This window comes from Leptonema illini DSM 21528, assembly GCF_000243335.1.
Classification (GTDB): Bacteria; Spirochaetota; Leptospiria; order Leptospirales; family Leptonemataceae; genus Leptonema; species Leptonema illini.
Map to the genome: position 1 here is coordinate 526,514 of NZ_JH597773.1, position 12,373 is coordinate 538,886.

The following is a 12,373-nucleotide window of genomic DNA, read 5'->3' on the forward strand; positions in this document are numbered from 1 at the left end:
TCGCTTATCCTTTCAGTTTGTTGAAAATATCGAGGTTGATATTTTCTTTCATGCGATAAAGTGCGATTACGATGGCCAGACCGACGCTGACCTCAGCGGCGGCGATGGCGATAACAAACAGGACGAAGACCTGTCCGGCCGGATCGACGAAGTTACGTGCGAACGTGATGAAGGCCAGGTTCGCCGCGTTGAGCATCAGCTCGACCGACATAAGCACGATAAAAACGTTCTTCCGTGTGAGCACGCCGACGACGCCGATCGTGAAGATCAGCACGCTGAGCGTCAGATAATGAGCGGGAGTGATGACTGTCATAGCTTCCTCTTCGAGATCACCAGAGCGCCGACGACGGCCGTCAGAAGCACAAGGGAGAGAATTTCAAACGGAAAGATATACTTACCGAAGATCAGCTTGCTCATCTCGGTAATATTGCCGAAGCCGTCGACCAGATCCAGTCCCGTAGCCTGAATGCCGGCCGTAATGATGAAGAAAATCGGCAGAAAAACGCCGCCGCCGGCTATGACGAGCACGATGGACGTCAGAAAACGATCGGCCTTCATGGGCCGCAGTTCTTCATTCGTAAGATTGAGGATCATGATCACAAATATGATCAGAACCATGATACCGCCGGCGTAGACGAGAACCTGGATTACCGCGACAAAGCTGGCCGACAGCAGTCCATAAAGACCGGCAAGGGCGACAAAGGCCATCACCAGCGACAGCGCCGCCGCGATCGGATTCGTTCGCGTGACGATGACGAGGGAGCTGATAAGCAGAACCGCCGCGAGCGTATAAAAAACGATGCTTTCGATCATCTCTGTATGTGCTCCAATACTAATTTTTCTAAACTAACCACGACGGCAAGCACGTTCACGGAACGTCATGCTTGCCGTGAGTCATCTGTCGCGGCCGCTCCGGATTATAGTGCGGCACATAGTCTTCATTATTGTGATCTGTGAGCTTCTCTTTCGTCAGAACGAAGCTCTCACGCGTATAACCGGAATGCGAGATATCCGGAACGTCCATGCGAATCGCATCAAGCGGACAGGCCTCGACGCAGAGACCGCAGAATACGCAGCGCAGAAGATCGATATCAAACTTCTCGGGGAATTTCTCGATGCGCGGATCGTCGGATTCGTTGGCCTTGATATGAATGCAATCCGCCGGGCAGTTTGTGGCGCAGAGCATGCAGGCCGTGCAGCGCGTCGACCCGTCCGTACGCTTCATCAGCCGGTGCCGTCCGCGCGTAGCCGGCGGCAGCTCCTTCTTGATTTCAGGATAGCTGAGCGTCGGCATCTCTTCGGGTTTGAAAAGATTCTTCACCAGGTGGCCGGCCGTCAGCATCAGTCCCGACGTCACCTCTCTTAAATAGAAGGTGCGGCCGCCTTTGATTTCAGGTCTCTTTACTATTTTCATATTCATCGACCTCAGAGAATCTTCAACGTACCCGTAACGAGAATGTTGAGCAGGGAAATGGGAATCATCAGCTTCCAGCCAAGATTCATCAGCTGATCATAACGGAAGCGAGGAAGCGTCCATCGCACATGAATATAGAACCAGCAGAAGAAAAGGGCTTTTGCGAGCAGCATCGTTACCTGAAAGGCGGCGACGATGATCTGGGCTATGTCTGCATCGATCTCAAGCGAAAGTGCAAGAGGAATACCGACAAGAGCGGCGACGGCAAGGCCGAACAGACCGAAGGCGATCGCATAATACTCAATAGCGCCAAGGCCTTTCTTGATGACGGCTTTCATGATCGGAGCTCGCTTGTAGACGATGTATCCGCCGACGATGCCGGTCAGAGCGGTCATACCGAGAATCGCAGCGAGCGTATACTGCGGATTGGCGCGCAGCATCTCAGTCGTCACGTACGGAACCTGATACCCACCGAAGAAGAGCGTGGCGACGACGACGGCACCGACGATCATGTTCGCGTATTCGGCCATGAAGAACAGGGCGAACTTCATCGAAGAGTATTCCGTATGATAACCGGCCACAAGCTCTGACTCGCCTTCTGCAAGGTCAAAGGGCGTACGGTTCGTCTCAGCGAATACGGCCGTTAAAAAGACGATAAAGGCGATGGGCTGTGCCACCACGCCCCAGTTCGGAATCGGCAGCGTATGGCCGAATGCCGTGAGCAGCTCTCCCTGCTTCGCAACGATGTTTTCGATGCGAAGGTCCTGATAGACCATCAGGATGGCGACGATGGAAAGGCCCATCGCCAGCTCATACGAAATCATCTGCGCCGAAGAACGAAGACCGCCGAGCATCGAATATTTATTGTTCGAAGCCCATCCGGCGAGGATCACCGCATACACGCCAAGCCCTGTGATCGCGAAGACCATCAGAAGACCGGATTCATAATCCGCTACCTGAAAGCGCAGATCGTAACCGGCGACATTGATCGGAGCGGCGATCGGAATCAGCATCAGCGGAAGCAGCGCCACGGTCATCGCCCAGAACGGCGCAAGCGTATAATAGAACTTCTGCACATGATACGGCGTCACGTCTTCTTTCATAAGAAGCTTCACGACGTCGGCAATGTTATGCAGCATGCCGAAGATACGCACGCCGCCGATATTGGCGCGAATCGGTCCCCAGCGGTCCTGAATAATGGCCGAGCCTTTACGCTCGAACCAGATCATCACGGGAATGAGCTGCAGCGGAATATTCCAGGCCACAAAGGCCATCACTGCGATGTTAATCAGACTGATATCAGCTTGCGTCATACCTTAGCTCCCTGCTGTTCGGGGAAGACATTGAAATCGACTTTCATATTCTGAAACGGCGCCGGTCCGATCGGAGCAAGCGAGAGCTGGATGCCCGTATCGGGAATCGTGCTGAAACGATATCCGTTCAGCTCGGGCGTCTCTTTTGCCATCCAGTCGAACAGAAAAACGGGATCCTGAAAGCGGAAGCCGTCAAAGCCAAGCACGTTCGCCATCTCGCCCACAAGCAGGGCCGGCGGAAGAACACGGTCTCCGTTCTCGGGCTCATAGGCCTGGCGGGCCGCCTGAAGCAGCGACGTGGCGTTCACATAGCTTCCGTTCGTTTCGACGAAGTTGCGAATCGGAAGGGCGATCGAAGCGGCCTTCGCCGTTTCATCGGCCTTCTGAGCGAGCACGATCAGGTTAGCCGCTTTGCGAATCCCTTCAAACTTCGCCTTATCGCTTGAACCGAGCAGGTCGGACTCTACGACGATCAGAACTTTAATCTCGCCCGATGCGGCCTTTTTCGCGATGCCCTCGGCGTCGGTCGGCATGCCGAGCAGCCTCGCTCCGTTTTCGTTCGAGGCATGCGACGGCAGCTTGAGGATATCGTCGCCTTTGCCGTCTGCCGTCGGAACAAAGACGGCGTAGTTAGACGAACCCATCTGCGAAAAGAGCTTTTTCACGGTGAACATCGTTTCAAGCGAAGAAGATCCGCAGACGATGGCGCCGATCTGCGAAGGATCGGTCGTGCGCAGCAGCTCTTCAAGGGCGGAGGCGGCGCTATCGAATCGCGCCTCCAGTCCTTTTAGAAGAGGAGTTTTCAGGCGATTATCTTCGAGCCTTGTAAATGCAAAACGACCGTCGTCGCACATCCATACGCGGTTTAACGCCTTGTTCTCGCGCGGCATATAGCGGTATACGCGATTGCGGTTATGTTCGACGGTGATGGTGCATCCGCGTGCGCAGGACTGGCAGACGGACTTCGCTTTTTTCAGGAACCATACACGCTGCTTGAAGCGGAACTCTTTAAGAGTCAGGGCGCCAACGGGGCAGACGTCGGTGATGTTTCCCGAGTAGTCGTTGCTGATCGTCTTGCCGGGGAAGGTCGTGATCTTCGCTTCATGTCCGCGGCGAATGATTCCAAGTTCCGAGGAGCCTGGAACGTTATCCAGGAAGCGGATGCATCTCGTACACAGAACGCAGCGTTCGCTATCGAGCACGATATGGTCGCCGGCATCCTGCACCTTGCCTTCTTTGAAGTAGCGGGGAACGATGCGGCGGTGATCATACTGACCGAAGTCCATGTAATGATCCTGCAGCTTGCACTCGCCTGCCTTATCGCAGATCGGGCAGTCAAGAGGATGGTCGAGCAGCAGGAATTCCAGAGCGGACTTCTGTGCCCGCTCGGCCTTCTCGCTCGTCGTATGAACGACCATGCCCTCGGCGACCTTCGTGTTACATCCGATGGTTAACATCGGTCCGCGGGGAGTCTCGATCTCCACCATACACGTGCGGCAGTTGCCGTCGACGGGCAGATAACGATGATAGCAGAAATGCTCGAGCTTGATTCCGTTTGTGAGGCAGGCTTCGAGCACGTTTGTGCCTTCGGGCACTTCGAACTCACTTCCGTTAATGACTACCTTGGGCATCTCAGAACCTCACGAAACGGCCGCAGCCGGATAGACGGCGGGTTTACAGTATTTTTCAAAGTCCGGACGGAACTTCGTAACGAAGCTACGCACCGGCATGGCGCAGGCGGCGGCAAGAGCGCAGATCGTGCGTCCTTCCATGTTGTCTGCGATTTCGACTAACATATCGAGCTCTCGCGTCGTCGCCTCGCCGGCAAGGATACGCTTGAGAATACGGTCGACCCAGGACGTTCCTTCACGACAGGGCGTGCACTGTCCGCAGGATTCGTCGGCATAGAAATGCGTCAGCGTTTTAAGGGCCTTCACCATATCGGTCTGGTCGTTCATGATAATCATGCCGCCCGTTCCGAGGAAGGTCTTATGCGCCATCATGCTTTCATAGGTCAGATACAGGTCTTCGGTTTCGGCCGCCGTCAGCACGGGCGTCGACGAACCACCGGGAATGAAGGCCTTCAGCTTACCGCCTTTTACGCCTTTCGCATATTTCTCGATGAATTCAGGCACATGCATGCCGAACGGAAGCTCCCAGTAACCGGGGTTGTTGATATGACCCGAAACGCCGAAGATGTTTGATCCGGTCGAATCCTTTGTGCCGATGGCGGCAAATGCCTCTCCACCGTTATGCACGATCCAGGGCACATGAGCCAGGGTCTTCACGTTATTCACGATCGTCGGGCAACCGAACAGACCTTCGACGGCGGGGAACGGAGGCTTGATGCGCGGCTGGCCTTTTTTGCCTTCAAGAGACTCGATCAGGCCCGTTTCTTCGCCGCAGATGTAGGCGCCCGCTCCGCGATGCGTCCAGATCTCCAGGTCAAAGCCCGAGCCCATGATGTTCTTGCCGACAAGTCCGGCAGCACGAGCCTCGGCAAGGGCCTCGTTCAGCATCTTGAATTGATTCGCGTACTCGCCGCGAATATATATATAGGCCGTGTGGCATTGAATGGCCCAGGCGCCACAGATAATGCCTTCGATAAGCAGATGCGGATCGTTCTCGATGATATAGCGGTCGGTGAAGGTGCCCGGCTCGGATTCGTCTGCGTTGATGCACAGATACACCGGTTTTCCCGTATTCTGAGGCACAAAGGACCACTTCATGCCGGTCGGAAAGCCGGCGCCTCCTCGGCCTTTCAGATTCGACTTCTTCACCTCTTCGATGAGGTCGGTCGGCTTCATGCTGAAAAGCTTCTGCAAAGACGAATAGGCGCCATGCTTGCGCGCCACTTCGAGTTTGCGGCTGTTTTCAATACCAAAGCGTTTTGTCAGGTGGGGTTCAAAACTCATCGTTATCCTCTCAACCCTTCTTCTTCAGATCTTGCAGCAGCGCCTCGAATTTCGGCACGTCAAGATTCTCGTGATAATCGTCGTTGATCTGCACGACGGGAGCCGTGTGGCAGGAGCCCAGGCATTCGACTCGCTGATAGGAAAACATTCCGTCGGGAGTGCAGGCTCCGGGCTGCAGACCGAGCTTCTCTTCGATGAACTGCTTGATCTCGTCGGCTCCGCGCAGATGGCAGGAAAGCGTCTGGCAGACTTGCAGATGGAACTTGCCCGGCTTTGTGCGCTGATACATCGTATAGAACGTCGCCACTTCGTAAACACGGGCGAACGGCACGCCTACAAGACCGGCAAGATATTCCATCGTCTCTTCGGAGACCCATCCGAACTCACGCGAGGCTAACCACAGAGCGGGCAACAGCGTCGCGCGGCGATCGGGATAATGCGTCGCGATCTCTTCGAATTCTTTCAGAGCGGCATCATTGAACTTAACAGCCATTCGTTATCTCCTCTGCAGCGATCGCTCAGCGATCCAGCTCTCCGGCAATGATGTTGATCGAACCGAGCGTGGCGATGGCGTCGGCGATCATACCGCCCTCGATCAGCTGTTGAAAAGCGGCATAGTTCATAAGGGACGGCGGACGGCATTTCACGCGGTAGGGGTTCTTGCCGCCATCTGAGATGATATGGAATCCAAGTTCGCCGTTAGCCGACTCGGTATAATCATAGATCTCGCCGATCGGCGGTTGAATCCCGTGCATGATGAGCTTGAAGTGATTCATCAGCCCTTCGATGTTGCCGTAGGTCATGTCTTTCGGCGGCGTGGCGACTCGTTTGTCTTCGCTCATCACCGGGCCCGGCTTCAGACGCTTGAGCGCCTGGCGGATGATCTTCGCCGATTCGCGGATCTCATAGAAGCGAACATAGATACGATCATAGGTATCGCCTCTGCTGCCGAGAATCATGTCGAAGTCATAGGTCTCATAGCCATAATAAGGATCGCTTTTACGCAGGTCTGATTCGACGCCGCAGGCTCGCAGCGTCGGGCCCGTCCATCCGAACGAAATGGCGTCTTCGGCGCTGATGACGCCGACGTTCTGCGTTCTTTCGATAAAGATGCGGTTCTTCTCGGTAAGGCGCTCCATCTCATCGGTAGAGGCGAGGATCTCGTCGAGAACGGCGTCGACCTCGGCTTCAAAGCCCGGATACAGATCGCGGGCCAGACCGCCGATGCGCATGTAGTTCGACGTCAGTCGGGCGCCACAGAGCTTTTCGAGGATGTTATACACGCTCTCGCGCGGATTAAAGGAATACCAGAAGTTCGTCAGGGCACCGAGGTCGACGAGGTTGGCGCCGACGCACACAAGGTGGTCGATGATGCGGTTCAGCTCGGCGGTGATGACGCGAACGGTGATCGCCCTCTCGGGGATCTCGATCTCCATCATGCGCTCGACGGCCTTGCAGAAGCCGATGTTATTCATGATGGCCGAAAGATAGTTCAGGCGGTCGGTATAGGGGATGCACTGCGTATACGAGTGAATCTCGCAATCCTTCTCGAAGCCGCGATGCAGATACCCCATCTCGGTGATGGCGGCGACGATCGTCTCGCCGTCCAGGGCGCACAGAGCTCGCAGCGTTCCGTGCGTCGCCGGATGCGACGGACCCAGGTTAACGAAAACGAGATCGGTTCTCTGTTTTTCTGTGCGAAACGAAAGAGAGCTGGAATCCCCTTCGTCGGTGATGACAGGCTTTACGGCTTCGCTCATCGCGGGTACCCCTTTTCAAGCAGACGGACGTCCATCTCATCCATAAGGTCGTCGGTCTCGCTCAGCCACTGCTGACGCGTGATCGGATAATCCTTACGGAGCGGATGCCCTACAAACTCAATATGATTCAGAAGACGTTTCGGATTCGGATGCCCCACAAAGCGCACTCCGTACTGGTCGAACGTTTCGCGTTCCAGCCAGTTCGCATTCTTGTAAAGATCGTGAATGCTGCCGACGGCCGGATCTTCCTCGGGAAGATATACGCGCAGAATTACGCGATGCCCTTTGCTCAGCGACTTGAGGTTATAGATAACGCCGAATCGCGCCTTTTTCGGCTGCGGGTACTCGACGTAATCCGCTCCGACAAGGTCGACGAGCATGTCGAACTTCAGATCGGCGTCGTCGCGAAGGCGCTTCACCAGAGCCGGCAGATGCGCCGGATCGATTTCGAGATCGAGCAGGCCATAGGAATCGGAGGCCGAAACCACGGCTCCGGAAATCAGGCCTTTAATCTTTTCTTGCAGCTTATCGTTCGTCAGCATGGCGCTCTCTCAATAATCGAACTTCGGCTCGGCAGCCTGGTATTGCGTCGGAGGGATGCGTCCCTCTTCGGTATTTTCCAGTTTATCCTGGAGCTTGATAACGGCGTCGAATACGGCCTCGGGTCGCGGAGGACAACCGGCAATATAGACGTCGACCGGAATGATATGATCGATGCCCTGCACCGTACAGTAGTTATTATAGAAGCCGCCCGACGAAGCACAGACGCCCATCGAGATCACCCATTTCGGATCGCTGATCTGATCGTAGACCTGCTTCAGAATCGGAGCCATCTTATGCGTAATCGTACCGGCGACGATAAGCAGATCGCACTGACGCGGCGAGAACCGCACCAGCTCGGCACCGAATCGCGAGATATCAAACACGGACGAGATAACGCCCATGAATTCAATACCGCAGCAGGCCGTTCCATAGGGCATCGGCCAGAGGGAGTTCTTTCGCCCCCATGCCACTACGGCCTCACGACGCGTCGTGATTACGGGAAACTGGTTGAACTCAAGCTGATTTATTCCCATTCCAGCGCACCTCTTTTAAGAAGATAGAACCAGCCAAAGACAAGGATACCGAGGAAGGCCAGCATCGAAACGAATCCATAGAGGATGTCGTTCTGAAACCATACGGCCCACGGAAAAAGGAAGAGTACTTCAACGTCGAAGATGAGGAAGAACATCGCCACCAGATAGAACTTCACATTAAAGCGATGACGGGCATCGCCGATCTGTCCTTTCGACTGAATACCGCATTCATAGGCCGACAGTTTAACAGGATCGTTTGTTCGCGGCCCCATAAATCGGGACAGGATCATAAAGAGTGTGGGGATAAGAACTGCAAGAAGGATCGTTACAACGAGAGGAAAAACATTCTGCAGAAGTTCAGATTCCATGAAGGAGCTCCTCGACGCACCGTGTGGAGGTCGATCACAGGTTTTTGATTCTCCGGCTCCGTTCAATTAAAAAACAACACAGCGCTTCTAAATCATTAAATTTTTCATAAGATTTCCTTATACAATACTCCCCTGGACTATATTTCAGAATTCTATGTAACCGGGATTCGCTGTTGACAGCATCTGACATAAGCAATGCTTCCTATTCTATGATTTGCTACGCTGTACTCAGCCCAACAATGAGACTGAGATTCATTATCACCGCATCCGCTTTCCTGTCTGCATGTACTGGCCTGCCGCCTGCTCCTCCCTCTCAGTGTGAACAGATACCAGGCATTCCGGGCCCCGAAGACTTTGTCGTCGATCGCAACACCACAGGCGATCGCCTGATCGTATCAAGCCATGAACGACGTTCCTGGCGCCCCGGAAGCATCTACGCTCTCTCTCTTTCTGCGAGGCATGAGATCGTCGAGATGCGGCGCGAGAACGAGCCCGAAGGCTTCGAACTCAGACCGCACGGCATGGACATGAAAACGATCAACGGTCAACGCAGGCTTTACGTCATCACACATGGAGCGGAACAAAACGGATCCGATCACTCCGTCGTCGTTTACACCGTTACAGGAAACGTACTGCGGTTCGAACGAAAGATCAGCGATCCGCTGCTGGCCTCTCCCAATGATCTCGCTCTGCTTGACGACGGTTCTTTCTATACGTCGATCGATTCGGTCTCGCGTGGAAGCATGATCGATCTGCTCTTCTCTTTAAAATCGGGACGCATCGTGTACTGCTCCGCCGGATCGGCCTGCACGATCGCCTACGATAAAATCGCCTTTCCCAACGGTGTCATTGCCCGGGGTTCGTATCTTTACACCACAGCGTCGCTGGAGAATCGCCTTATGCGATTCAGGATTCGCGAAGACCACACGCTTGAATCTCCGGAAACGCTCGCCGAAATCCCGGTCGGCGACAATCTCATGCAAACAGAGGCAGGTCTGTTAACGACATCGCATCCGTCGGGCTGGTCTTTTCTGCGGCATGCGCGGAATGCCGAGAATCATGCTCCGTCTGTGGTCTATCAATATAATAACGGGACGATGCGAGCCTTACTTGCCGACGACGGGCGCCGCATCAGCGCCGCCTCGGTGGCCTATATAAACGACGATACTCTGTATATCGGACAGGTTTTTGATCCGTTTCTTCTGCGCTGTCGTTTTCATACCGGTTCGCCATGAACCGGTAGCATTACCGAGAACGTCGCCCCTTCGCCTTCGGTCGCTTCAAACCAGACGCGACCGCCGTGGCGATGAACGACGCGATGAACGATGGATAACCCGACTCCCGTGCCTTCGAAGTCATCCTCGCTATGAAGCCTCTGAAAGATGCCGAAAAGACGGTTTGCATACTTCATATCAAAACCCGTGCCGTTATCAGCGATTGATATCACTACGGAGCCGGGCTGTCTTTCGGCAGAGATGACGATTCTCGCATCGGCCCGTTTTCTCGTAAACTTAAAGGCGTTAGAAAGCAGGTTGAAGAAGGCCTGTCGGATCAGGAGTCGATCCCCATGGATCGCAGGAAGCTCACCGCGCACAATCTCAACCTCGCGGAAGCCTTCTATAATGCGCAACTCTTCGAGCATATCATCGAACATCAGATCAAGCGAAACGGGTTCGGATCTTATCTGCTGACGGTTCAGCTTGGCGAACATAAGCAGATCGTCGATGAGCTGTCCCATGCGACGGGTAGCTTCGGCGATCGTATGCAGATAGCGTCGCCCCTTTTCATCGAGACGTTCGGCGTTACTTTCGGAAAGCAGATTCGAGAACCCATTAATAGCCCGTAAAGGAGCTCGTAAATCATGCGAAACCGTGTATGTGAAGGCCTCGAGCTCTCGATTCGCCGCAAGCAGCTCTTCGGTGCGTTCCGCCACCCGGCGCTCCAGATCCTGATTCAACGTTCGCACTTCATCTTCGGCCTTTTTGCGCCCGATAAGCAAACCGACCTGTGCGGCAACGGCGGACACCACCTGCACGCGGGATGAGGCCAGCTCCTCGGCGACGGCAAAATAGAAGCATAGAATAAGCTGCACGGTGTCGCCTGAAAGAACGGGAACGGCAATGCCCGATTTCAAACCTGCATCGACGGCGGCCGTCGCCCTGAGGAATCGATCCGGGTCGCCTAAATCAGAGATTACGATCGGCCGGCCATCTATCCACGCCCTTCCAGGAAATCCCTCCCCTTTCGCGAAGGTTAACGGCAGCGACACCTTACGAAACTCTTCCATGCCGGGTCGGCGGGTAAACCATGCCGGATAACAGATCAGATGATTTTGCTCTGAATCGGGAATCCATATCTCGGCAAAATCCCACTCCGTGGTATTGCAGATCTGAATCAAGACATGCCGCAGGGCCTGTTCCATGTCTTCGGCGACGCCCACGCCGATGGCCACGTCTCGCAGAAGCTGCATCTCTGCCTCTGCCTGTCGGCGTTCGCGAATCTCATGCAAGCGCTCCCGATTGACCTCAAGCAGACGGTGCATGAAGAATGAAAGCAGAAGCGAGAAAAGGGCGCCGCCAAGAAAGATAGGTGAGAACAATCCCTGAAACTGCGGCCAGCCTTCGATAGGAAGACCGGCGATCTGCCAGTTGCCGTCGGGTAAGGGAACTTCGAGAAGGATGGGGCTTTGACCGAACGTAGCCGCCTCTCCGTAAAAGACCTCTCCTTTTGCGCCGAGACCGTCTCTTCCGCGCATGGCGATCTTCAGACGTTTTGAGATATCGGGCATCGAAGTATGAGCAAGCAGACGTTCGAAGTCGATTATGGTCGACGATAATCCCCAGAACGTTGACGGGTCTCTGGAATTATGATCGGTCACGAAGATCGGCGTACGACCGATCACGCCGATGCCTCCCTGCACAAGCTCAACCGGACCGGCAACGACAAGCCTGCGATCCTTCATCATACGCTGCACGCTCGGCCACTGTTCCTCGTTTTGTGAGTAGTCCAGGCCGACCGCTTTTTCGTTGCCCTCGGTCGGATAAACGTAGATGACGACGCTTCCTCGGGCCAGGGCGACATGGCGGATCATATCGGTGCGACGGAAAAGCTCACGGGAAAAGGCGCGGAACTTCGGCTCTGAGATGCCGCCTTCAATCGTGATCAGACCGGCCAGGCCTTCGGTCAGATGCACGGCGCCCAGCAGCTCGCGACTCAGATCGCCACGAAGGGATTCGAGATCGCTGCGCACAGCCTCGCGGCGACGGTCCAGGTTATTCTCGAAATGTAGCTGAGATAGCCGGAAGGCGACGGCCGCACCCAGAAGGAAAAGCAGCACCGGCCCTGCAAACTCCTTGAATGCAGGGCGACGAAAGAAGCGGATCTTCTGGCCATTCTTACTCATGGATAAAAATCACGACAATTATGGAACCGGGGGATGCAGCCTTAGCACCGCCGTGGGTCAACTGCAAATCCTCGGGCCGGGGCGCAAAGAGTGACAGGTTGAATTTCCGCATAGCTTCTACTTG

At 54.9% G+C, this 12,373-nt stretch carries 13 protein-coding genes; 1 reads left to right on the forward strand and 12 read right to left on the reverse strand.

What is annotated here, in order from left to right; all coding sequences use genetic code 11:
- Window positions 1-4 precede the first annotated feature (4 nt).
- From nuoK to ndhC, 11 genes are read right to left on the reverse strand one after another with little or no spacing between them, the layout of a single operon-like run.
- Window positions 5-313, reverse strand: a complete 309-nt coding sequence (gene nuoK, locus LEPIL_RS02360; RefSeq protein ID WP_002769574.1) for an NADH-quinone oxidoreductase subunit NuoK — start codon at window positions 311-313, stop codon at window positions 5-7.
- Window positions 310-813 carry an NADH-quinone oxidoreductase subunit J gene (locus LEPIL_RS02365; RefSeq protein ID WP_002769576.1) on the reverse strand — a complete coding sequence of 168 codons (504 nt, stop codon included), beginning with the start codon at window positions 811-813 and terminating at the stop codon, window positions 310-312. The genes nuoK and LEPIL_RS02365 overlap by 4 nt, the downstream gene beginning before the upstream one ends.
- A gap of 55 nt (window positions 814-868) precedes the next feature.
- Window positions 869-1,414 (reverse strand): NuoI/complex I 23 kDa subunit family protein, encoded by a 546-nt coding sequence (locus tag LEPIL_RS02370; protein WP_002769578.1) that lies wholly within the window; start codon window positions 1,412-1,414, stop codon window positions 869-871.
- An 11-nt stretch (window positions 1,415-1,425) separates the two neighbouring features.
- Window positions 1,426-2,727: a complex I subunit 1/NuoH family protein gene (locus LEPIL_RS02375; RefSeq protein WP_002769580.1), complete on the reverse strand. Its 1,302-nt coding sequence runs from the start codon at window positions 2,725-2,727 to the stop codon at window positions 1,426-1,428.
- On the reverse strand, window positions 2,724-4,358 hold the full coding sequence (locus tag LEPIL_RS02380; RefSeq protein ID WP_002769581.1) for an NADH-quinone oxidoreductase subunit G: 1,635 nt from the start codon (window positions 4,356-4,358) through the stop codon (window positions 2,724-2,726). Before LEPIL_RS02380 ends, LEPIL_RS02375 begins: the two co-directional genes overlap by 4 nt.
- A gap of 9 nt (window positions 4,359-4,367) precedes the next feature.
- Window positions 4,368-5,642, reverse strand: a complete 1,275-nt coding sequence (gene nuoF / locus LEPIL_RS02385) for an NADH-quinone oxidoreductase subunit NuoF (RefSeq protein WP_002769583.1) — start codon at window positions 5,640-5,642, stop codon at window positions 4,368-4,370.
- A gap of 10 nt (window positions 5,643-5,652) precedes the next feature.
- Entirely contained in the window at window positions 5,653-6,135 is a 483-nt protein-coding gene (locus LEPIL_RS02390; RefSeq protein WP_002769586.1) for a complex I 24 kDa subunit family protein, read from the reverse strand.
- Between the two features lie 25 nt (window positions 6,136-6,160).
- Window positions 6,161-7,402: an NADH dehydrogenase (quinone) subunit D gene (gene nuoD, locus LEPIL_RS02395; protein WP_002769588.1), complete on the reverse strand. Its 1,242-nt coding sequence runs from the start codon at window positions 7,400-7,402 to the stop codon at window positions 6,161-6,163.
- Window positions 7,399-7,944, reverse strand: coding sequence for an NADH-quinone oxidoreductase subunit C (locus tag LEPIL_RS02400; RefSeq protein ID WP_002769590.1), 546 nt, complete (start codon window positions 7,942-7,944; stop codon window positions 7,399-7,401). Before LEPIL_RS02400 ends, nuoD begins: the two co-directional genes overlap by 4 nt.
- A gap of 9 nt (window positions 7,945-7,953) precedes the next feature.
- Complete coding sequence (locus LEPIL_RS02405; protein WP_002769591.1) at window positions 7,954-8,478, reverse strand: NADH-quinone oxidoreductase subunit B; 525 nt, start codon at window positions 8,476-8,478, stop codon at window positions 7,954-7,956.
- The gene (ndhC, locus tag LEPIL_RS02410; RefSeq protein ID WP_002769593.1) at window positions 8,469-8,846 is read right to left on the reverse strand and encodes an NADH-quinone oxidoreductase subunit A; all 378 of its coding nucleotides are present in this window, start codon (window positions 8,844-8,846) and stop codon (window positions 8,469-8,471) included. The genes LEPIL_RS02405 and ndhC overlap by 10 nt, the downstream gene beginning before the upstream one ends.
- Before the next feature lie 239 nt (window positions 8,847-9,085).
- On the opposite strand from ndhC, the gene LEPIL_RS02415 reads away from it, so the two are divergent.
- Window positions 9,086-10,081 (forward strand): SMP-30/gluconolactonase/LRE family protein, encoded by a 996-nt coding sequence (locus tag LEPIL_RS02415; protein ID WP_002769596.1) that lies wholly within the window; start codon window positions 9,086-9,088, stop codon window positions 10,079-10,081.
- Here LEPIL_RS02415 and LEPIL_RS21485 read toward each other — a convergent pair.
- Window positions 10,063-12,249, reverse strand: a complete 2,187-nt coding sequence (locus LEPIL_RS21485; protein WP_002769597.1) for an ATP-binding protein — start codon at window positions 12,247-12,249, stop codon at window positions 10,063-10,065. The genes LEPIL_RS02415 and LEPIL_RS21485 overlap by 19 nt on opposite strands.
- Window positions 12,250-12,373 lie beyond the last annotated feature (124 nt).